This is a genomic window from Nocardioides convexus (assembly GCF_011090295.1).
This window is the reverse complement of the sequence record NZ_JAAMYA010000001.1, coordinates 1408479-1428401: the sequence shown is the minus strand read 5'-3', so window position 1 is coordinate 1428401 and position 19923 is coordinate 1408479. Positions and strand designations below refer to the sequence as shown.

At 72.8% G+C, this 19923-nt stretch carries 21 protein-coding genes and 7 pseudogenes; 10 read left to right on the top strand and 18 right to left on the bottom strand.

Translation table 11 applies throughout. From position 1 onward, the window contains the following. Window positions 1-908 precede the first annotated feature (908 nt). From G5V59_RS10500 to G5V59_RS10475, 6 genes and pseudogenes are all read right to left on the bottom strand, one after another. Complete coding sequence (locus G5V59_RS10500) at window positions 909-2036, bottom strand: DUF1304 family protein (RefSeq protein WP_278256402.1); 1128 nt, start codon at window positions 2034-2036, stop codon at window positions 909-911. Then, a complete protein-coding gene (locus G5V59_RS10495) occupies window positions 1933-2289 on the bottom strand; it encodes an NmrA family NAD(P)-binding protein (RefSeq protein ID WP_278259764.1) in 357 nt (118 codons plus the stop codon). Before G5V59_RS10495 ends, G5V59_RS10500 begins: the two co-directional genes overlap by 104 nt. A gap of 229 nt (window positions 2290-2518) precedes the next feature. Continuing rightward, window positions 2519-3313 (bottom strand): annotated as a pseudogene (locus G5V59_RS10490) (ABC transporter substrate-binding protein); the annotation flags it as partial. Between the two features lie 2 nt (window positions 3314-3315). Then, on the bottom strand, window positions 3316-4614 hold the full coding sequence (locus G5V59_RS10485; RefSeq protein ID WP_278256401.1) for an ABC transporter permease subunit: 1299 nt from the start codon (window positions 4612-4614) through the stop codon (window positions 3316-3318). A 63-nt stretch (window positions 4615-4677) separates the two neighbouring features. Then, the gene (locus tag G5V59_RS10480) at window positions 4678-5229 is read right to left on the bottom strand and encodes an ATP-binding cassette domain-containing protein (protein WP_278259763.1); all 552 of its coding nucleotides are present in this window, start codon (window positions 5227-5229) and stop codon (window positions 4678-4680) included. Between the two features lie 118 nt (window positions 5230-5347). Beyond that, window positions 5348-5494: pseudogene (locus tag G5V59_RS10475) on the bottom strand (ATP-binding cassette domain-containing protein); the annotation flags it as partial. A 365-nt stretch (window positions 5495-5859) separates the two neighbouring features. On the opposite strand from G5V59_RS10475, the gene G5V59_RS10470 reads away from it, so the two are divergent. Beyond that, complete coding sequence (locus tag G5V59_RS10470) at window positions 5860-6180, top strand: SRPBCC family protein (protein ID WP_278256400.1); 321 nt, start codon at window positions 5860-5862, stop codon at window positions 6178-6180. On the opposite strand, the gene G5V59_RS10465 is transcribed toward G5V59_RS10470, so the two are convergent. The 9 genes and pseudogenes from G5V59_RS10465 to G5V59_RS10425 form a co-directional block, all read right to left on the bottom strand. Further along, on the bottom strand, window positions 6101-6547 hold the full coding sequence (locus G5V59_RS10465; protein ID WP_278259762.1) for a hypothetical protein: 447 nt from the start codon (window positions 6545-6547) through the stop codon (window positions 6101-6103). The two genes, G5V59_RS10470 and G5V59_RS10465, sit on opposite strands and share 80 nt — an antisense overlap. A 166-nt stretch (window positions 6548-6713) precedes the next feature. After that, window positions 6714-7166, bottom strand: a complete 453-nt coding sequence (locus tag G5V59_RS10460) for a hypothetical protein (RefSeq protein WP_278256399.1) — start codon at window positions 7164-7166, stop codon at window positions 6714-6716. Continuing rightward, window positions 7109-7840, bottom strand: a complete 732-nt coding sequence (locus G5V59_RS10455) for an FAD-dependent oxidoreductase (protein WP_278256398.1) — start codon at window positions 7838-7840, stop codon at window positions 7109-7111. The genes G5V59_RS10460 and G5V59_RS10455 overlap by 58 nt, the downstream gene beginning before the upstream one ends. Next, entirely contained in the window at window positions 7768-8124 is a 357-nt protein-coding gene (locus G5V59_RS10450; protein WP_278256397.1) for a hypothetical protein, read from the bottom strand. The genes G5V59_RS10455 and G5V59_RS10450 overlap by 73 nt, the downstream gene beginning before the upstream one ends. Further along, window positions 8103-8528, bottom strand: a pseudogene (locus G5V59_RS10445) (hypothetical protein); the annotation flags it as partial. The gene G5V59_RS10450 and the pseudogene G5V59_RS10445, both read right to left, overlap by 22 nt. A 77-nt stretch (window positions 8529-8605) precedes the next feature. Further along, window positions 8606-8839: a hypothetical protein gene (locus G5V59_RS10440; RefSeq protein ID WP_278259760.1), complete on the bottom strand. Its 234-nt coding sequence runs from the start codon at window positions 8837-8839 to the stop codon at window positions 8606-8608. Window positions 8840-8984: 145 nt separating this feature from the next. Further along, a pseudogene (locus G5V59_RS10435) lies at window positions 8985-9158 on the bottom strand (PadR family transcriptional regulator); the annotation flags it as partial. 331 nt (window positions 9159-9489) lie between these two features. Next, the gene (locus tag G5V59_RS10430; RefSeq protein WP_278256396.1) at window positions 9490-10323 is read right to left on the bottom strand and encodes an NAD-dependent epimerase/dehydratase family protein; all 834 of its coding nucleotides are present in this window, start codon (window positions 10321-10323) and stop codon (window positions 9490-9492) included. 92 nt (window positions 10324-10415) lie between these two features. Next, window positions 10416-10907, bottom strand: coding sequence for a hypothetical protein (locus G5V59_RS10425; protein ID WP_278256395.1), 492 nt, complete (start codon window positions 10905-10907; stop codon window positions 10416-10418). Between the two features lie 950 nt (window positions 10908-11857). Here G5V59_RS10425 and G5V59_RS10420 point away from each other — a divergent pair. From G5V59_RS10420 to G5V59_RS10405, 4 genes are read left to right on the top strand one after another with little or no spacing between them, the layout of a single operon-like run. Next, window positions 11858-13783, top strand: coding sequence for an SNF2-related protein (locus G5V59_RS10420; RefSeq protein WP_278256394.1), 1926 nt, complete (start codon window positions 11858-11860; stop codon window positions 13781-13783). A 38-nt stretch (window positions 13784-13821) separates the two neighbouring features. Then, on the top strand, window positions 13822-14100 hold the full coding sequence (locus tag G5V59_RS10415; RefSeq protein WP_278256393.1) for a hypothetical protein: 279 nt from the start codon (window positions 13822-13824) through the stop codon (window positions 14098-14100). After that, complete coding sequence (locus G5V59_RS10410; RefSeq protein WP_278256392.1) at window positions 14093-14659, top strand: sigma-70 family RNA polymerase sigma factor; 567 nt, start codon at window positions 14093-14095, stop codon at window positions 14657-14659. The genes G5V59_RS10415 and G5V59_RS10410 overlap by 8 nt, the downstream gene beginning before the upstream one ends. Further along, entirely contained in the window at window positions 14656-15057 is a 402-nt protein-coding gene (locus G5V59_RS10405; protein ID WP_278256391.1) for a hypothetical protein, read from the top strand. Before G5V59_RS10410 ends, G5V59_RS10405 begins: the two co-directional genes overlap by 4 nt. Here G5V59_RS10405 and G5V59_RS10400 read toward each other — a convergent pair. Together G5V59_RS10400 and G5V59_RS10395 are read right to left on the bottom strand one after the other, a co-directional pair. Then, complete coding sequence (locus G5V59_RS10400) at window positions 14978-15625, bottom strand: Pr6Pr family membrane protein (RefSeq protein ID WP_278256390.1); 648 nt, start codon at window positions 15623-15625, stop codon at window positions 14978-14980. The two genes, G5V59_RS10405 and G5V59_RS10400, sit on opposite strands and share 80 nt — an antisense overlap. Continuing rightward, window positions 15622-16212, bottom strand: coding sequence for a TetR family transcriptional regulator (locus G5V59_RS10395; protein ID WP_278256389.1), 591 nt, complete (start codon window positions 16210-16212; stop codon window positions 15622-15624). Before G5V59_RS10395 ends, G5V59_RS10400 begins: the two co-directional genes overlap by 4 nt. A gap of 258 nt (window positions 16213-16470) precedes the next feature. On the opposite strand from G5V59_RS10395, the gene G5V59_RS10390 reads away from it, so the two are divergent. From G5V59_RS10390 to G5V59_RS10370, 5 genes and pseudogenes are all read left to right on the top strand, one after another. Beyond that, window positions 16471-17388 (top strand): hypothetical protein, encoded by a 918-nt coding sequence (locus G5V59_RS10390; protein WP_278256388.1) that lies wholly within the window; start codon window positions 16471-16473, stop codon window positions 17386-17388. Window positions 17389-17402: 14 nt separating this feature from the next. Next, window positions 17403-17723 (top strand): hypothetical protein, encoded by a 321-nt coding sequence (locus G5V59_RS10385; protein WP_278256387.1) that lies wholly within the window; start codon window positions 17403-17405, stop codon window positions 17721-17723. Between the two features lie 246 nt (window positions 17724-17969). After that, a pseudogene (locus G5V59_RS10380) lies at window positions 17970-18647 on the top strand (DUF445 domain-containing protein); the annotation flags it as partial. Window positions 18648-18717: 70 nt separating this feature from the next. Next, window positions 18718-19005 (top strand): annotated as a pseudogene (locus tag G5V59_RS10375) (DUF445 family protein); the annotation flags it as partial. Window positions 19006-19242: 237 nt separating this feature from the next. Next, a pseudogene (locus G5V59_RS10370) lies at window positions 19243-19454 on the top strand (RNA-binding S4 domain-containing protein). A gap of 2 nt (window positions 19455-19456) precedes the next feature. Here G5V59_RS10370 and G5V59_RS10365 read toward each other — a convergent pair. Continuing rightward, window positions 19457-19828 carry an FKBP-type peptidyl-prolyl cis-trans isomerase gene (locus G5V59_RS10365; protein WP_278256386.1) on the bottom strand — a complete coding sequence of 124 codons (372 nt, stop codon included), beginning with the start codon at window positions 19826-19828 and terminating at the stop codon, window positions 19457-19459. Between the last annotated feature and the right edge of the window lie 95 nt (window positions 19829-19923).

The following is a 19923-nucleotide window of genomic DNA, read 5'->3' as shown; positions in this document are numbered from 1 at the left end:
CGCTGGCCGTCGGTGCCGGGATCAGCGCCACCGCGACCTTCGGCACCGCCTTCGTCGAGACGTCGTACGCCGCCACCCGCTCGGCCCCGAGGGTGCTCGTCGTGCTGTCGATGCGCGGTGCCGCCGACGGGATGAGCATCGTGGTGCCGCACGGTGACCCGGTCTACTACGCCGCGCGGCCCGACATCGCCATCCCCGCGGCCCAGCCTGCTCGCCAAGGACGGCTTCTTCGGCCTGCACCCGCACCTCGCGCCGCTGCTGCCGCTGTGGAACGCCGGCAAGATGGCGGCGGTGCACGCGACCGGCCTGCCCGCGCCGAACCGCTCGCACTTCTCCGCGATGGAGCAGGTGGAGGACGCCGCGCCCGGCTCGACCACCCGCTCGGGCTGGCTGAACCGGCTGATCGGGCGCGACACCTACGCCAGTCCCCTCCAGGCCCTGCAGATCGGTACGGCGATGCCGCCCACCTCCCTCGCCGGCCCGGAGCGCAGCATCGCCATCGAGAGCGTCGACGACATGCGGATGTCCGGGGTCGACGAGTGGGACACCAACGGGCGGCGGACCCGCTCGATGAAGACGATCTGGGGCAGCGCGCCCGGCCCGCTCGGTGCGGCTGCCCGCGCCACGATGTCGGCCATCGACGACTTCGCGCCGGTGAAGCGGACGGCGGAGGCACCGGCCAACGGCGCGTCGTACCCGGACGGGGACTTCGGGCGCGCGATGCGGGCCGTGGCCCGGACCATCCGCGGGGACGTCGGCGCGGAGGTGATCACCGTCGACTTCGGCACGTGGGACCACCACGTCGACCTCGGCACCCTGGAGTGGGGCGCCATGGAGCGCATGACCACGGAGCCTGGCGAAGGTGCTCAGCGCGTTCTTCACCGACCTGGGCGCGCTGGGCGAGAAGGTCACCGTGGTGAGCCTCTCGGAGTTCGGCCGGCGCACGAAGCAGAACTCCAGCCTACGGACTCGACCACGGCTGGGGCAACGTCATGCTGCTGCTCGGCGCGGGCGTCAAGGGCGGTTACCACGGCACCTGGCCCGGTCTGGTCGACGACAACGACGGCGACCTCAAGGTGACCACCGACTACCGCAGCGTGCTCGCCGAGGTGGTGACCAAGCGGCTCGGCGCCTCCTCGGCCACGGTGTTCCCGGGCTTCACGCCCGAGACGGTCGGGGCGCTGGTCTAGAGCGCCACCAGCAGCAGGACCACCGCGACCAGCGGCAGGCTCAGGCTGCGTGAGCGCCGCCCGTGCCTTGTCGGGCGAGGAGAGCAGCAGCACCAGGCCGGCCGCCACCATCGAGCCGGCGCCGGTGAGGACCAGCGTGCTGCCGACGGTCTCCTCGTCGGCCAGGTGCGCGCCGACGCCGGCGAAGGTCACCACGGCGAGGAAGAGGTTGTAGAAGCCCTGGTTGAAGGCCATCTCCCTGGTCGCCTCGGCCTCCGCCGCGGTGATGCCGAAGGTGGCCCGGGTGCGGGCGCTGGTCCAGGTCAGGGACTCCATCACCCAGATGTAGACGTGCAGCAGGGCCGCGAGCGCGGCGAGGACGAGTGCGGCGGCGGTCATCGCCCCTCCTCGGCGAGGTACGACGCGAGCCCGGTCGGCGCGCGCCCGGTGAGCCGCTCCACGTGGTCGGTCACGGTGGCCAGGCTCGCCGGCGGCGATCGCGGTGTAGGTGGAGACCCAGGCGTCGTACTGCCACTGCGGGGCGGGCCAGCGCAGCCGGGAGGCGTAGGCCTCCTCCACGCTCTCGTCGTGGTAGGTCACCGTGCGTCCGGTGTGCTCGGTGAGCAGGGCGGCCACCTCGGCGAAGGACAGCGCCTCGGGGCCGGTCAGGTCGTAGGTCGCGTCGCGGTGCGCGCTGGGGTCGGTGAGCACCTCCACCGCGCTGCGGGCGATGTCGGCACGGGTGACCGCGGAGACCCGGCCGTCACCGGCGGGTCCGCGGATCACTCCGTCCTCGCCGACCAGGTCGGGCAGGAAGTCGAGGTAGAAGGCTGTCGCGCAGGAAGGTGTGCCCCAGCCCGCGGGCACGGATGTGCTCCTCGGTGGCCCAGTGGTCGCGGCCGAGGGTGAACGTGCAGTCCGCGGCCGCGCCGAGGAACGAGGTGTAGACGACGTGGCGGACCCCTGCGTCGGCGGCGGCGTCGACGAAGGTCCGGTGCTGCTCCAACCGGTCCTCGGCCTCCGCGCCGGACACCATGAAGAGGGTCGTCACGCCGTCGAGCGAGGCACGCGCCGACTCCGGGTCGGCGTACGACGTGCGCGCGACGCTCGCGCCGGCCAGGCTCGGGGGCCCGGGCCGGGTCCCGGACGAGCAGGCGCTGCTCGACGCCGCGCTCCGAGAGCGCTCGGGCGACCAGTCGCCCGAGCGCTCCCGTGGAGCCGGTGATCCCGAGGACCGTCAAGAGAGGTCCTTCTCCTTCAGCCAGTCCTTGGCGATGGTCGCTGCGGGCAAGCTTCTCGTCGACGCTGCGCGCGTTGAGCGCGATCAGGTCCTCCGAGGTGAGCGCGGCGCTGACCTCGTCGATGACCTTCTCGGCGTCCTTGTCGACATCGCCGCTCGCGACCGGGACGACGGCGGAGGCCAGGAAGAGACCCTTGGTGTCCTCGAGGGTGACCAGGTCGTTCTTCTTGATCGAGGGATCGGCGGTGTAGATCAGGCCGACCTGGATGTCGCCGTCCTTGAGCGCCTTGACGGTGAGCGGGCCGCCGCTGTCCTCGATCGGGGTGAACTTCACGTCCACGCCGTAGGTCTTCTTCAGGCCCTTCGGGCCGTTGGGGCGGCTCTCCGCCTCGGAGTTGGCGCCGAAGACGATCGGGTCGGTGACCTTCGCGAGGTCCTCGATGGTCTTCAGGCCCCACTTGTCGGCGTACTCCTTGGTGACGACGTAGGAGTCCTGGTCGGTCGCGGGGGACTGCTCCAGGAGCCGCTCGCCCTTGGGCAGGGCCGCCTCCAGCGCGGTGTAGACCTCGTCGGGCTTGGTGGCGCTGGCCTTCGGGTCGAGCGCGATGAGCAGCGGGCCGGTGTACTCGGGGAACAGGTCGATCGAGCCGTTCTTGATGTCGGCGAGGTAGACCTCGCGCTGGCCGATGCGGAAGTTCCGCTCGACCTTCACGTCGTGCGACTCCAGGGCTTGGGCGTAGATCTCGGCGATGATCTCGTTGGAGTAGTAGTCCTGCGAGCCGATGACGATGGTGCCGCCGTCGCCGCCCCCGGAGGCGAGCGGGTCGGAGTCACCGCCGCCGCACGCGCTCAGGGCGAGTGCGCTGGCGGCGACGAGGACGAGGCCCCTGCGGAAACGGGTCATGGTCAACCTTTCGACGGTGCGGCCCCGGCGGGGTCGCTGGTCCGGGTGCCGGTGGCACGAGTATGCCCGCGGCTGGCGCGCTGGAGGGCTCCCAGCGCGAGATCGAGGATGAGTGCGAGCGCGGCGACGAGGAGCGCGCCGGCCAGCATCTGCGGGTAGTCACGGCTCTTGAGACCCGCGAAGAGGTAGCGGCCCAGCCCCGTGTCGGAGATGTACGCCGCCAGGGTGGCCGTCGCCACGATCTGCAGGGTCGCCGCGCGCAGGCCGCCGATGAGCACGTCGGCGCCGAGCGGGATCTCGACTCGGGTGATGATCTGCCACTCGCTGAGACCGATCGCGCGCGCCGCGTCGACCGCGCCGGGATCGGCCGCCTCGACGCCGGCGTAAGCACCCGCGAGCAGGGAGGGGAAGCCCAGCGCGACCAGGGCGAGCAGCGGCGCCTCCACCCCGATGCCGAGCCACAGCCCGAGCAGGGTGAGCAGGCCCAGGGTGGGGACCGCGCGGACCGCGCCGGCCAGCGCGACCACGACCAGCCGGCCGCGGCCGGTGTGCCCGATCAGGATCCCGAGCGGGACGGCGAGCACGGCGGCCACGGCCACCGCGGCGAAGGTGACCCACAGGTGCTGCAGGAGGCGGGTGTCGATGCCGCTCGGGCCACCCCAGTGGCTGCCGTCGGCGATCCAGGACAGCGCGTCGCTGAACAGGTTCACGCGCCCGCTCCTGCCGTCGTCCGGGAGGAGCGCTGCCACGGGGTGAGCAGCGCACCGGCAGTGACCACGAGCAGGTCGAGGACGACGGCGAGCAGCATCGTGAGGAGGACGCCGGTCAGCACCTCCTCGCGGATGTCGCGCTGGAAGCCGTCGGTCAGCAGGCTGCCCAGGCTGGAGATGCCGACCAGGGCGCCGATCGTGACCAGGCTGACCGAGACTCACCGTGACCACCCGGATCCCGGAGACGAGGACGGGCAGCGACAGCGGCAGGTCCACTCGCCAGAAGATCCCGGTGGGGGAGTAGCCCATCGCCTCGGCCGCCTCCCGCACGCGCGGGTCGACGGAGCGGAAGGCGTCGGCGGCCGTGCCGGCCAGCAGTGCGGTGCCGTAGACGGCCAGCGCGACGACGAGGTTCGTCTCGCTGCGCAGAGGGATCGACAGCAGCACCGGGACGACGATGAGCAGCGGCAGCGCGGGCACGGAGTAGAGCAGGCTGGCGACCCCGAGCACCACGGTGCCGACGCGCGGCCAGCGGTAGGCGACCCGGCCGAGGACGACCGCGACGACCACGCTGATCAGGACGGCCGGCACGGCGAGCAGCAGGTGCTGCCACAGCAGACTCGACGACCTGCTCGTGGTTGAGGCGGAGCCAGGTCAAGAGAGCACTCCCACCGGCCGGTCGTCGCCGTCCACCACGACCCGGCGGCCGCCGTGGTCGACGGTGCGCAGGCTCCGCTCGGCGCGGTCCACGCCGACGAAGTCGCGCACGAAGTCGTCGGCCGGAGCGGCCACGATCTCCTGCGGGGTGCCGACCTGGGCGATGATCCCGCCCGTCTTGAGGATGACCACCTGGTCGCCGAGCTGAAGGCCTCGTCGATGTCGTGGGTGACCAGCACGATGGTCTTGCCGAGGCTCGGACTGCAGCGCGACGAGCTGGTCCTGCAGGTCGCGGCGCACGATCGGGTCGACCGCACCGAAGGGCTCGTCCATGAGCAGCACGTTGGGGTCGGCGGCGAGCGCGCGGGCGACCGCGACCCGCTGCTGCTGGCCGCCGGAGAAGCCTGGCCGGGGTAGCGCTTGCCGAGGGCGGGGTCGAGGCCGACCTTCTCCAGCAGGCTCGTTGGCGCTCGCGCGGGCGGTGGACCGGGCGACCCCGTTGAGGACCGGCACGGTGGCGACGTTGTCGAGCACCCGTCGGTGCGGCAGCAGGCCGCCGGCCTGCGGGACGTAGCCGATCGAGCGGCGCAGCGCGACCTTGTCGAGTCTCGCGCACGTCGCGCTCGTCGATGAGCACCTCGCCGAGCGTCGGCTCGATCATCCGGTTGACCATCCGCATCAGCGTGGTCTTGCCGGACCCGGACGTGCCGACCAGGGCCAGCGTGCGGTGCGAGGGCACCGTGCAGGAGAACTCCGCGACCGCCACCGTCCCGTCGGGGTAGGTCTTGCTGACGCCTCGGAACTCGATCCCCATCGTTCACCCTCTCGGTGCTGTCCGGGCAGGTCGCCCGTGGGTGGAGACACCCTACGGGCCCCTACGGACAACGCTCGGTCGGTGAGACGGCGTGCGACGCAGGTCCGCGCACGGTGAGAGGCCGGACGAGGATCCCGGACCGGGCCCGTATCGGCTGGCGCACACGGGTACCGCCGGGAGGAACCGAACGAGAGGAGCCTTGACATGAGCACGATCGAGAAGAGCGTCGTCGTGGACGTGCCCGTCCGCACGGCGTACGACCAGTGGACCCAGTTCGAGAGCCTTCCCCCAGTTCATGGAGGGTGTCGAGCAGGTCACCCAGACTCGACACCACCCACCTGCACTGGCGTGCCGACATCGCCGGCGTGCACCGCGAGTGGGACGCCGAGATCGTGGACCAGACGCCGGACGAGCGGATCACCTGGCGCGCGACGGACGGTACGACGAACGCCGGCACCGTCTCCTTCGCGCCCGAGGACGGCGCGCTCGCCACCCGCGTGACGCTGCGGATGGATTTCGAGCCGGAGGGGATCGTGGAGAAGGTCGGCGACGCGCTGAACATCGTCGACCGCCGCACGGCGGGCGACCTCGACCGCTTCAAGACCTTCATCGAGGCGCGCGGCACCGAGACCGGTGGCTGGCGCGGCGAGGTGAAGCCCTCAGGTGCGGACGACCCGGCGCTCTGAGCGTGACGCGGGCCGCCCGGGGAGTCAGCCCTGGGCGGCCTGCGTGACGATCCGGTCGAACCGGGCACCCATCTCCTCGGCCAGCGCCTGCGCGGCCTTGAGCGGGCGGACCATCACCATGAAGTCGGTGATCAGGCCGTCGGCGTCGAGCACGAGGAAGTCGCAGCCGGTGATCTCCAGACCTGCGACCTGCGCCTCGAACACCAGCGCGTGCCCGTCCTGGTCGCCGAGTCTCGCGCACGTAGCGGAAGTCCTCGAACACCTCGATCACCTGGCCGAGGATGGCGGCCGTGATCGCCTTGCCGGGATAGGGCTTGTGCGCGACCGGGCTGCGGAACACCACGTCCTCGGCGAGGCAGGCCCGCATCGCCTCGACGTCCTGGGCCTCGACGGCCGCGCGGAAGCCACCCGGCGTCGTGCTCACAGCGCTGCCGCCGACTCGGTGCCCTGCTTGATCGCACGCTTCGCGTCGAGCTCGGCCGCGAGGTCCGCGCCACCGATCAGGTGAACGGCGCCCGGGAAGCCGGACGCGGTCAGGCTCGTCGTAGAGGCCGCGGACCGACTCCTGACCGGTGCACAGCACGACGTGGTCCACGTCGAGCACCCGCGCCTGGCCGTCGACGGTGATGTGCAGGCCGTCGTCGTCCACCCTGTCGTAGGACACGCCGCTGACCTGGTGCACGCCGAGGTCCTTCACCGTGGTGCGGTGCACCCAGCCGCTGGTCTTGCCCAGGCCCTTGCCCTGCGCGGACTCCTTGCGCTGCAGCAGCCACACCTCGCGCCTCGGGGTGCGCGGCGCCTTGTCGGTCACACCACCGCGGACGACGGCCGGGTCGGCCACGCCCCAGTGCGCCTTCCACTCCGCGACGGTCTCCGGGGTGTGCGCCAGCAGACTCGGTGACGTCGAACCCGATCCCGCCGGCACCCATCACGGCGACCTTGGCGCCGATCTTGACCCGGCCGGTGATGGCGTCGGGGTAGGACACCACCTTGGGGTGGGTGATGCCGGGGATCGCCGGGGTGCGGGGCTCCACGCCGGTCGCGACGACGACCTCGTCGTACCCGGTGAGGGAGCTCGGGGGTGGCGCGGGTGGAGAGGCTTGACGTTGACGCCGAGCACCTCCATCCGGCGGCGGTAGTAGCGCAGCGTCTCGGCGAACTCCTCCTTGCCGGGGATCTGCATCGCCAGCCGGAACTGGCCGCCGAGCTTCTCACCGGCCTCGAAGAGGGTCACGTCGTGGCCGCGCTCGGCCGCGCTCACCGCGGTCGCGAGGCCGGCCGGCCCACCGCCGACGACCGCGACGCGCTTGGCGCTGCGGGTCGGGCCGAGCACCAGCGTGGTCTCGTGGCAGGCGCGCGGGTTGACCAGGCAGGAGGCCCGCTGTGCCTTGAAGGTGTGGTCCAGGCAGGCCTGGTTGCAGCCGATGCAGGTGTTGATCTCGTCGGCGCGCCCGTCGCGGGCCTTGGCCACCAGGTCCGGGTCGGCCAGGAACGGCCGGGCCATCGAGACCAGGTCGACGCCCTGCTCCAGCAGTGTCTCGGCGACGTCGGGGGTGTTGATCCGGTTGCTCGCGCAGACCGGGATCGTCACCTCGGCCTTGAGCCGCAGCGTGCTGTCGGCCCACGCCGCGCGCGGCACGCTGGTGACGATGGTGGGCACCCGCGCCTCGTGCCAGCCGATGCCGGTGTTGAGGACGCTCGCGCCCGCGTCGGTGATGCGGTGCGCCAGGCTCGACGGTCTCCTCCCAGGTCTGCCCGTCGGGGACCAGGTCGAGCAGAGAGATCCGGTACATCACGAAGAAGTCGGGCAGGCTCCTGGCGGATCCGGCGCACGATCTCCACCGGGAAGCGCATCCGGTTCTCCGCCGTACCGCCCCACTTGTCCGTACGACGGTTGGTGCGCGCCGCGAGGAACTGGTTGATCAGGTAGCCCTCGGACCCCATGATCTCGACGCCGTCGTAGCCCGCCTTCTGCGCCAGGCTTGGCGGAGGCGACGAAGTCGTCGATGGTCCGATCCACGGCGCGCGTGGACAGGGCCGAGGCCTTGAACGGCGTGATCGGCGACTTGGTCGCGCTGGCGGAGACACTGAACGGGGTGTAGCCGTAGCGGCCCGCGTGCAGCAAGCTGCAGCGCGATCCTGCCGCCGTTCTCGTGCACCGCGCTGGTGACCCGCTGGTGGCGGTGCGCGTTGAGGCGCGTGGTCATCTGCGAGCCGAAGGGCAGCAGCCAGCCGCGGATGTTGGGGGCGTAGCCGCCGGTGACGATGAGGCCGACGCCGCCGGCCGCGCGCTCGGCGAAGTACGCCGCCGACTCGTCGACGTGCCAGGGCCGGTCCTCCAGGCCGGTGTGCATCGAGCCCATGACCGCGCGGGACTGGAGCTCCAGGCCGCCGACGACGGCGGGGGAGGTGAGCAGCGGGTAGTTCATCGGTTCTCCTCGGTGTGGGCGTCGAGGTACTCGGTCAGCCAGCGGATCCAGAACTGCTCCATGAGCAGACCGCCGCGGAGCACCAGGTAGATGTCCAGGTCGGCGCCGGCGAGGGCGCCCGGGTCGGGGAAGTCGCGGGCCTCGAGGAACTCGTAGAGCGAGAGCCGCTTGGTGTGGTCGTCGAGTCTGCCGGCGCAGGTCGTCCAGCAGGGCCGCGCGGGTGGAGTCACCACCGAGCGATGCCCCGCGCATCTTTACCCCGAGGCTGCTGCGCACCGGGTCCGGCACGGTCGGCTCGGCGATCCAGCGGGTCGGCTCGGCGCGGCCGGCGTCGGTGACGGCGTAGACCTTCTTGGTGGGGCGGTCGGCCTGGGGCACCGTCTCCGCGGTGATCCACCCGTCGCCCTCCATCCGCGCGAGCACGCGGTAGATCTGCTGGTGGGTCGCGGTCCAGAAGAAGCCGATCGAGGCGTCGAAGCGCCGGGTCGGCTCCGAGCCGGACGCGGCGCGCTCGCTGAGCGAGACCAGGATCGCGTGCTCGAGGGCCATGGCAGCAGCATGCCCCGCTCGGACCGGCTATGCAACTAGTTGCGCAACTTGTTTCAGGTGTCCTGCCTCACCCCGACGAGGCGTGGGAGAGGGCACCACGAGAAGTGGGAGATGGCACGACGAAGAGTGGGGAATGGCACCACGAGGCGTGGGAGAAGGCACCGCGAAGCGTCGGGGATGGCAGGACGAGGAGTGCGGGATGGCACACGAGGTGCTGATCGCGGCTGTGGATCAGCCAGGAGCCAAGGCTCGAACTGCCATGAGCCAGGGTTCGTGGTGCCACGAGCCACGGTTCGTGGGGGAGGGGGTCAGCGCTGGGCTCGGAACTCCTTCATCCGCGCGATGTAGCGGCGCAGCCCGCGGGCGGGCACCGGGCGCGGCCAGTCGGTTGCGCGGAACCAGGCGTCCGAGCCGCCGTCGACGAAGACCACGCTGCCGCACAGGAAGTCGGCCGCGTCGGAGAGCATGAACACCACCCACGCGGCGAGCCTGGCCGGCATCGCCGAAGCCGCCGATGGGCACCGGGAAGGCCTTGATCCGGCGCGCCTCGGCGGGCGTGGCGAGTCTGCTGCTCCAGCAGCGGGGTCATGATCGCGCCGGGCGCGAGCGCGTTGAGCCGGATGCCGGCTCCGGCCCAGGCGGGAGTGACGGCGTTGCGTCGTACCCAGTGGGCGAGGGCGGTCTTGCTCGCCGCGTAGGCGAAGGTCGGCGCCGCCTTGCCGAGCAGGCGCAGGGTGCGCACCGCCCGCTCGACGTCCCCCTCCGCCAGCGCCCGTACGACGCGGCCGGGCACCAGCGGGACGGTGGTGGTCGAGTTGCTGGCGAAGACCACCACCTTGGCCCGGTCGGCCGCGGCGAGCGCGGGCCGCCAGGCCTCTAGCGACTCGGTCACGCCCAGCACGTTGACCTCGGCGATCAGCCGAGCCCGGTCGCGTCCGGGTGCCGGGCCGAGGCCGGCGGCGAGGACCGCGCCGTCGAGGACGCCGCCTGCCTTCTCCAGCACCGCCGCCGCGGCGGCGCGCCGGCCCGCAGGAGTGGAGAGGTCGGCGGTGACGTCGGCCTGCTGGATGTCGATGCCGATGACACGGTGGCCGTCGCCGACCAGACGGTCGACGACGGCCGCGCCCATGCCGGAGGCCGAGCCGGTGACTGCGTAGGTGCCCACGGCCCGAACTCTAGAACGTGTTCTCGTTCAGCGGGGCCCGCCGAGCACCCCCGCGTCGTACGCCTTGAGGACCGACGCCTTGTCGCCGGCTGTCAGGCTTTGCCGTCCTTCACCGCGGTGTCGAGCCGGTCCGACAGGTCGGTACGACGCTCCGCGTCCCGCGCCGCGCGCACGGTCTCCAGCGCCTTGGTGACCTTCGCCTGGTCGACGCCGAGCTCCTTGGCCAGCGCCTTCGCAAAGGCGGCCTCGCGGGCCGTCCGCTCGGCCTCGGTCGGCGGTGTGGGCTTCTCCCCGGCCGCCGGCTTCTCGGCGTCGTCGGGCCGGGTCGCCTCCCGTGCCGCGTCGATCGCGTCGGACACCTTGGACTCGCTGACGCCCAGCGCCTTGGCGAGCGCGGCGGCGTCCTCGCCGGGACCGCGGCCGTGACCGGGGCCGCCGGGCCCGCGGTCGCCGGCAGGGGCGCTGGACGAACTCGAGGAACCGGTGTCGTCCGCGGCGTGCGCGGAGAGGGTCGCGGCGGTGGCGCCGCCGGCGACGGCTCCTGCGGCGAGCAGGGCGGCCGCCCGGGTGCGGTACTTCGTCATCTGTTGTCTCCTCTCGTGACCCGCCTCGTCGCGGGACTGCTCCCGACGGTGGCGCGCCCGGTTGGGAGCGCGCTGCGGCGGAACTGGCAGGTCGCTGTGAATCGCGTGAGGTGCGCTACCCTGGAGGCACCACCGAGCGCCGTCGTCACGACGCCGCCCCCGGTGACGTTCACCAGATCGGCGCCTCCCGCAGCAGCGCGAGCCGCCGGCGAACCTGGCGGATCCGTCCGCCTTGGAAGGACACCTGTGGCTCGAGGAGGCCAGCGGGGCGCGACGCAGCAGCGTCGGAACCCCCAGGCGGCGCGACAGCGCCGCAACGAGGAAGGCATCATCCCGCAGGCTCGCGCGCGCCGTGCGCGAGGTCGAGGCGGCGGTCGCTCGTCGCTCGGCGATGCCGGAGGTGCGGGCGAAGTTCCAGGTCGTCGCGCTCCTGGCCCGCGAGGAGCGGGCCCGGGTCAAGGCCGACGAGAGCCTGTCGGACAGCCGGCGCGGCGAGGAGCTCAAGCGCCTCGACGGCATCGCCACGATCCTCGCCCAGACCGCAGCGCGGGACAGCACGCTGTTCACCCTGCTCGACGAGAACGCCGAGATGTCGGAGTCGGCCAAGGCCCTGCGCCGCGAGCTCGCTCCGCAAGGCCGGCGTCGACGAGCCCGAGCCCGAGCCCGAGCCGCAGACCGAGAGCCCCGAGGTGATCGCCCTGCTGGAGAAGCGAGTCATCCCGCTCTCCGTGCAGGCCCGTCAGGCTCGCCAACCCCTTCCTCGCCCCCGACTTCGAGCACGCCCGCGCCAAGGTCCGTCCGCGCCGCCTCGCCGGGTGGGAGCCTGCTGGAGCCGCTGTTCCGCTCCTTCGAGCGCGCGGCCCCTGACGCCCCGGCGTGCATGCCGCTGCCGGACGCCGACCAGCCTGACCACCCTCACCGGCCTGCACGGCCCGGTCGGACGCGAGTCGATGCACCACCAGGCGCAGGCGATCGGCTCGGCCGCGCTCGGCCACCGCACCTACCTGCTCGCCGACGAGCCCGGCCTCGGCAAGACCGCGCAGGCGCTGCTCGCGGCCGAGGCCGCCGGCGCGTTCCCGCTCCTGGCCGTCGTGCCGAACGTGGTGAAGACCAACTGGGCGCGCGAGGTCGAGATCTGGACGCCGCACCGCAAGGCCACCGTGCTGCACGGTGACGGCGACGACGCCGACGGCTTCGCCGACGTGTTCATCGTCAACTACGAGATCCTCGACCGGCACGTGGGCTGGCTCGGCAACCACGGCTTCCGCGGGATGATCGTGGACGAGGCGCACTACATCAAGAACAAGTCCTCCCAGCGCTCCCAGAACGTCCTGGAGATCTCGAGCCGGATCCGTGCCCGGATCGCGCGGCCGCTGCTCATGGCGCTGACCGGCACCCCGCTGATCAACGACATCGAGGACTTCCGGGCGATCTGGCAGTTCCTCGGCTGGATCGACGACGTCGTGCCGCAGGGCGACCTGATGGAGGCGCTGGAGGAGACCGGGCTGACCCCGGCCGACCCGGCGTTCTACCCCGCCGCCCGGCGTGCCGTCATCGACGAGGGCATCGTGCGCCGTCGCAAGATCGACGTCGCCGCCGACATCCCGGCCCGCCGGGTCGCCGACATGCCCGTCGAGCTCGAGGGCGAGGCCGGTCGCTCGATCCGCAAGGCCGAGCAGGAGCTCGCGCGCCGCATGGTGGAGCGGTACGACGCAGCGCTCTCCACGCGCCGCGCCGGTGCCGTGGTCGAGGGCATCGACCACCACCTGGTCCGCCAGGTCGCGGGCTGGGAGCGCGAGGACAACTCGGCCAAGACCGGCGAGAACGTCTTCACGATGATGCGCCGCATCGGCCGGGCCAAGGCCGGGCTCGCGGCGGACTACACCGCGCAGGCTGGCCCGCAACGTCGGCAAGGTGGTCTTCTTCGCCAAGCACATCGACGTCATGGACACCGCCGAGAAGACCTTCGCCGAGCGGGGGATCAAGTACAGGCTCGATCCGCGGCGACCAGTCCTCGACGGCCCGGCAGAAGTCGATCGACGCCTTCGTCAACGACCCCGAGGTGCAGATCGCGGTCTGCTCGCTCACCGCCGCGGGCGTCGGCCTCAACCTGCAGGTCGCCTCCAACCTGGTGCTGGCCGAGGCTCTCCTGGACCGACGCCGAGCAGACCCAGGCGATCGACCGGGTGCACCGGATCGGCCAGGCCGAGCCGGTCACCGCGTGGCGGGTGATCGCGACGCAGACCCTCGACACCCGCATCGCCGAGCCTGATCGACAAGAAGGCCGGGCTCGCGGCCCGCGCCCTCGACGGCGCCGGCGAGGAGGTCGAGGGCGGCTCGATCGACCTGCAGACCGAGGCGCTGGTCGCGCTGCTGACCGCGGCACTGGAGGCCCGGGGGGCCTGATGTCCCCGATGTCACAGTCCGGCCCGCTGCCTCGTCCTCCTGCCATGAGCACCCTGATCGCAGTCGCAGGAGGAACGGGCCTGGTCGGCCGCCTGGTCGTGGACGAGGTACGACGCGCGGGCGCGACGCCTGTCGTCGTCGCCCGGTCCGCGGGCGTCGACCTGACCACCGGAGCGGGCCTGGACGCCGCGCTGGCGGGCGTGGACGCCGTCATCGACGCCAGCAACGTGGAGACGATGAGCGGTCCCACCTCCGTCGCCTTCTTCGAGGCCGCCACCGGGCACCTGCTCGCGGCGGGGGAGCGGGCCGGGGTGCGCCACCACGTCGCACTCTCGATCGTCGGCTGCGACCGGGTGGACCTGCCCTACTACCTGGGCAAGCGCCGCCAGGAGGAGCCTGGTCGCGGCCGGCCCGGTGCCGTGGACGGTGCTGCGGGCCACCCAGTTCCACGAGTTCGCCGGGCAGGCTGATCGACCGCAGCCCCGGCCCGCTGGCGATCGCGCCGCGCATGCTCAGCCAGCCCATCGCGGCGGCCGAGGTCGCCGCCGCGCTGGTCGCCCGGGCCCTCGGTGAGCCGGCCGGCCTCGCGCCGGACCTCGGCGGGCCGCAGCCGGAGCGGATGGACCGGCTCGTGCGCCGCGAGCTGCGCCGGCGCGGGGCGCGCCGGCTCGTCGTACCGGTGCCGATGGCGGGGCGGACCGGTCGCCAGGTCAAGGACGGGGGTCTGCTGCCGGGACGCGGCGCGACGCTGGGCACGCAGACCTTCGACGCGTGGGCGCGTGGCTGACCGGCAGGCCGAGCTCGCCGAGCAGTACGACGCACTGCGCCCCCGCATGGTGCGCGTCGCCTACGCCATCCTCGGCTCGCGCGCCGAGGCCGAGGACGTCGTCGCCGACTGCTGGACCCGGCTGGTCGAGGCGGACCGCCGCGACCCGGTGCGCGACCTCACCGGCTGGCTGACCGTCGCCGTCGCCCGGGCGGCCACCGACGTGCTCCGCTCGGCCCGGGTGCGGCGCGAGGAGTACGTCGGACCCTGGCTCCCCGAGCCCTTCGTCGTCGCCGACCCGGCCGACCGGGTCACCCTCGACGAGACCGTCGGCTACGCGCTGCTGGTGGTGCTGGAGTCGCTCACCCCGGCCGAGCGCACGGCGTTCGTGCTGCACGACGTCTTCGGGCTGGGCTTCCCCGAGGTCGCCACGGTGGTCGGCCGTACGCCCGCCGCGGTGCGCCAGGCTCGCCTCCCGGGCCCGCGCGCACCTGGCCGCGCACGCGCCGCGCTTCGAGGTCGACCGCGGTGCCCACGAGGAGGTGCTCGGCCGCTTCCTCGCGGCCGCCGCCGGCGGTGACCTGGCCGCCCTCGTCGCCACCCTCGACCCGGACGTGGTGCTCACCTCCGACGGCGGGGGCGTGGTCAGGCTCCGCGCGCCGTCCGGTGCTCGGCGCCGACCGCTCCGCCCGCTTCCTGGTCGGCCTCGTCACCAAGTACGTCGCCGCGCAGGCCGAGGTCGACCTGGTGCTCGCCAACGGGCTGCCCGCGGTCGCCGTACGGCAGGAGGGGGTGCTGACCTCCCTGGTGCTCCTGACCGTGGCCGAGGACCGGGTCCGTCGCATCGACATCGTCCGGGCGCCGGCGAAGGCTGGCGGCGGCCGACCCTCGGCGGGGACTACCTCGATGAGGGCCGCGGAGCGAGCCGCCGGTCGGCGTACCGGAATCCGGCGACGAGGGCCGCGAAGAGCAGGGTGATGCCCGCGCTGACGACCGCGACGTGGCCCCAGCCCTTCTCACGGAAGTCCAGGAACGGGTAGGGCACCCAGCGGGTGCCGGCCTCGACGGCCAGGGTCACCGCGAGCCACGCGAGCGGCCGGGCGAAGGCCCACGTGAGGGCACGTCCGTCGACGCGGGGCCGTGGGCCGAAGGCGAGCCAGCCCACGACCGCGAGCAGCGGCACCGCCATGTGGAGCAGGCTTTGTCGGCGAGCCAGTCGGCGCCCTGGAGGTCGAGCAGCGGGCGGAGCAGGAAGAAGTGGACCAGGCCGGTGACGGTGATCCCGACCGCGCCCGCGAGACGCAGTGACCGGAAGGCGGCGCCGTCGCGGCCGGGGTCGCGGGCCAGCAGGACCGTGCAGATCGCGACCAGGAGGTTGCTCTGGATGGTGAAGTAGGCGACCAGTCGCGCCAGCCGGATGCCGAGCCCCGGCTGGTCCTCCTCGGCCAGCACCCGGCCGCCGTCCAGCACCAGGCCGAGTCTGGAGCAGCAGTGCCGCGAGCACCACGACGGCCGTCGTGGTGTGCCAGGCCCGGGCGGCTGTCACGGGGTGAGGATCCGCTGGATCGCGTCGCCGTAGAGCGCGACGAGGTCCTCGGTGGCGGCGCCGGTGACGATCGGGTCCTCCCGGCGGAAGACCAGGTTGAGCAGTCCACCGAGCCTGGGCGACGGCGAGCGCGACCCGCAGACTCGCGGTGCTCGCCGCTCAGCCGGGGGGCGAGCGGGGCGACGTAGGTCTCGGCGGTGTGCCGGACCATCTCCTCGCGCACCTGGTCGAGGTGGGCAGCCTGGGCCAGGGCGAGGTACCGCTGGCGCAGCAGCGGGCGGGCGGGGTCGAGGAAGTAGGCGACCAGGGCGTCGGCCGACGGTCTCCAGCGGACCGTCGAGGACCGCGCCGATGCCGCCGGCGGTGTCGACGCAGCGCAGGAACAGCGCCTCCTTGGAGCCGAAGTGCCGGATCACCAGGGCCGGGTCGACGCCCGCCTCGGTGGCGATGGCGCGGACCGAGGCATCGAACCCGCGCTCGGCGAAGAGCCGTCGGGCGGCCTCCTCGATGGCGGCCCGGGTGGCGCGGCCGGCGGGGCGCAGGTGGCTCTCGTCCGCGGGGCGGGCGGGCGAGGAGGTCTTCGTCACACCGCAACCGTAGGCCATCGGGCGAGAAGGTCAACGGTGTTGACAGTCACGTGGTCAACGCCGTTGACTCAGCGCTCGTGACCTCGACCACCCCTGCCCCCACGCCGGCCGTCACCGGCCGGGCCGGCTCCCCGCTGGTGACCGTCGCCGTGCTCTGCTTCGGCGGCCTGGTCGCGGCGCTCACCCAGACCATGGTGATCCCGATCCAGGGCGAGACTCGGCATGCTGCTGCACACCAGCGAGGCCAACGCCTCCTGGGTGGTCACCGCGACCCTGGTCGCCGGCGCGGTGGCGATGCCGATCTCCGGGCGCCTCGGCGACCTGTTCGGCAAGCAGCGGGTGCTCGTGGTCAGCGCCGTGCTGCTCGTGCTCGGCTCCCTGGTCTGCGCGCTCAGCAGACTCGCTCGCCCCGATGCTCGCCGGCCGGGTGCTGCAGGGCTTCGCGATGGGCTTCATCCCGGTCGGCATCGCGCTGATGCGCGAGGTCGTCCCGCCGCAGTACGCCGCCACCGGCATGGCGGCGATGAGCGCGACCCTCGGCGTGGGCGGTGCCATCGGCCTGCCGTTGTCGGCGTGGATCGTGCAGGACTTCAGGTGGCACACCCTGTTCTGGGTCTCCACCGTGCTCGCCGCCCTGGTCGCGGCCGCCGCGATCGTGCTCGTCCCGCACGTGCGCGACGCCGTCCCCGGCCGCTTCGACGTCGTCGGCGCGGTCGGCCTCGCCCTCGGCCTGGTCGCCCTGCTCGTGGCCGTCTCCAAGGGCAACGAGTGGGGCTGGGCGCACGGGCGCACCATCGGACTGCTCGCCGCGGGCGTCGTGGTGCTCCTCGCCTGGGGCAGCTACGAGTCGCGGGTCGCGGACCCGCTGTGCGACCTCCGCGTCACCTCGCGCCGCCCGGTGCTGCTGACCAACGTCGCGGCCATCGCGATCGGCTTCGGGATGATGGCCCAGGCCATCGTCGTCCCGCGGTTGCTGCAGTCGCCCGAGGCGACCGGCTACGGCCTGGGCCAGAGCCTGCTCGAGACCGGCCTGTGGATGGCCCCCGGCGGACTCGTGATGATGGCCTTCTCCCCGGTCTCGGGTCGTCTCATCGGGCTGCTCGGCGCGCGTCGTACGCTCATGATCGGGGCGGGCGTGCTCGGCCTCGGCTACGTCTTCGCGATCTTCCTCACTGACGCGCCGTGGCAGCTTGCTGGTCTCCAACTGCATCACCTCCGCCGGCATCGGGATCGGGTACGCCGCCATGCCGACCCTCATCCTGGAGTCGGTCCCGATCAGCGAGGCCGGCTCGGGCGTGGGCATCAACGGACTGATGCGCTCCATCGGCACCAGCGTCTCCTCCGCCGTGATGGCCGCGATCCTCACCTCCGCCACGATCGACCTCGGCGGGCACGAGATCCCCGACGCCGACGCCTTCCGGATCTGCTTCGTCGTCGGCGCCGCCGCGGCCTTCCTCGGCGTCGTCCTGGCCGCCCTGGTCCCGGCCCGGCAGGCTGCGCCGAGCCGCTGAGCGCGCGGCGTTATCGGATCTGTTTCCCGCGACAACGAATCACGGGTAACCGGAACCTCCGCCGCACCGGTTCGTTGACCGGTGTGCGAGGTTGCGGTGACTGGGGGTTCCGCGACACGCGCGGAGCGGCCCCGGGGCACCGACCGGGGCCGCTCCACTCATCTGCGCAAGGATGGTGCGGTGTCCGGCCCGCTGATCTCCACCGACCCTTCCGCCGACGAGGCACGACGCGCCGCGCTCCGCCGGATGCGCACCGTCGCGGTCTCCCTGCTCCTGCTCGCCGCCGCGGTCTACGTCACCACCCTCGGCGAGGACGGCGCCTGGGGCTTCGTCAACGCAGGCGCCGAGGCCTCGATGGTCGGCGCCATCGCGGACTGGTTCGCGGTGACGGCGCTGTTCAAGCACCCGCTCGGGCTGCCGATCCCGCACACCGCGCTGATCCCCAAGCGCAAGGACGACCTGGGCCGCGGACTGGAGGAGTTCGTGGGGGAGAACTTCTTGCAGGAGGAGATCATCCGCGAGCGCGTCCTCGGCGTGGAGATCGCCCAGCGGGCGGGGGACTGGCTCGCCGTGCCGGCCAACGCGGAGCGGGTCGTGACCGAGGGCTCCGAGATCGCCGCGCTCGCGCTCGGCAAGGTCCGCGACGAGCACATCGAGGCGCTGGTGACCGAGGCGCTGGTGCCGCGCTTCCGCGAGGAGCCGATCGCGCCGCTGCTCGGTGGGCTGCTGGCCGAGGCGCTGCGCGACGACCTCCACCACGGCCTGGTCGACCTGATGCTGGAGGAGATGCACGACTGGCTGATCGCCAACCCCGACACCGTGCACGAGGTGATCGGCGAGCGGGCCCCGTGGTGGGCGCCGGAGTCGGTCAACACCTACGTCATCGGCCGCCTGCACCTGGAGATGGTCCGCTGGGTCGGGGAGATCCGCAGCAACCCCGACCACCGGGCCCGGCGGGCGCTGGACTCGATGCTCACCCAGGCTCTCCGCGGACCTGCTGGAGAACGACGCCACCCAGGCCCGCGCGGAACGGCTCAAGGAGCGCGTGCTCGACCACCCGGCCGTGATCGCGACCGCCATCTCGCTCTGGAAGGCGCTGCGCCGCGCCCTGCTCACCTCCCTCGACGACCCCCAGGGCGCCGTACGACGGCGGCTGCTGACCGAGATCGAGGCCGCCTCCGCGCGGTTGCGCTCGGACGCCGGCCTGCGCGCCCGGATCGACCGGCTGGCCGCCGACGCGGCCGTCTTCGCCGTCGAGCGGTACGGCGCCGAGTCGACCGCCGTGATCACCCACACCATCGAGCGCTGGGACGGCAAGGAGGCCGCCCGCCGCATCGAGCCTGCACGTGGGCCGGGACCTGCAGTTCATCCGGATCAACGGCACGATCGTCGGCGGCCTGGTGGGGGTCCTCATCCACACGGCCTCGGTGATGATTCACTGAGGCCCATGTTCGGCCGCAAGCGCAAGGAGCCCGAGCCCACGGGGCCGGTGCCCGTCGACGTACCGATCCGGGACGAGGTGATCCGGCTCGGTCAGTTCCTCAAGGCTCGCCAACCTCGTCGACTCCGGGGCCGAGGCCAAGCCGGTGATCGCCGACGGGCTGGTGAGGGTCAACGGCGAGGTCGACACCCGCCGGGGGCGCCAGACTCCGCGTCGGGGACGTGGTGGAGCTGGCCGGGCAGGCCGCCCGGGTGTCGGACTCCGACGCCCCGGACGACCTGCCCTGGTAGGCTCACTTCACGTCGAGCAGGTCCACCACGAAGATCAGCGTCTCGCCGGGCTTGATCACACCGCCGGCGCCGCGGTCGCCGTAGCCCAGGTGCGGCGGGATGACGAGCTGGCGGCGGCCGCCGACCTTCATGCCCTGCACGCCGGTGTCCCAGCCCTGGATGACCTGGCCGATGCCGAGGCGGAAGTCCAGCGGGGCGCCGCGGTTGTACGACGCGTCGAACTCCTCACCGGTGGAGTGGGCGACGCCCACGTAGTGCACCGACACCGTGCTGCCGGCGGTCGCCTCGGCGCCGTCGCCGACGGTCAGGTCGGTGATGACGAGGTCGGTGGGCGGGGTGGGGTCGACGAAGTCGACTTCAGGCTTCTGGCTCATCCCGCCAGCCTATGCCGGGAAGCGGTGCTCCCGTCCGGCAGGTCGGGGTAGGCTGCGCGCAGCGCACCCCACGGGAGGTGGGGCGCCCGAACGCG

What these genes read in the sequence shown, in the direction of transcription:
- G5V59_RS10465 (WP_278259762.1), bottom strand. Translation starts at nt 6,547, where the DNA reads ATGCGGGCCTGCCTCGCCGAGGACGTGGTGTTCCGCAGCCCGGTCGCG.
- G5V59_RS10450 (WP_278256397.1), bottom strand. Translation starts at nt 8,124, where the DNA reads ATGGGGTCCGAGGGCTACCTGATCAACCAGTTCCTCGCGGCGCGCACC.
- G5V59_RS10425 (WP_278256395.1), bottom strand. Translation starts at nt 10,907, where the DNA reads ATGACGAAGTACCGCACCCGGGCGGCCGCCCTGCTCGCCGCAGGAGCC.
- G5V59_RS10420 (WP_278256394.1), top strand. Translation starts at nt 11,858, where the DNA reads ATGCACCACCAGGCGCAGGCGATCGGCTCGGCCGCGCTCGGCCACCGC.
- G5V59_RS10415 (WP_278256393.1), top strand. Translation starts at nt 13,822, where the DNA reads ATGCTCAGCCAGCCCATCGCGGCGGCCGAGGTCGCCGCCGCGCTGGTC.
- G5V59_RS10365 (WP_278256386.1), bottom strand. Translation starts at nt 19,828, where the DNA reads ATGAGCCAGAAGCCTGAAGTCGACTTCGTCGACCCCACCCCGCCCACC.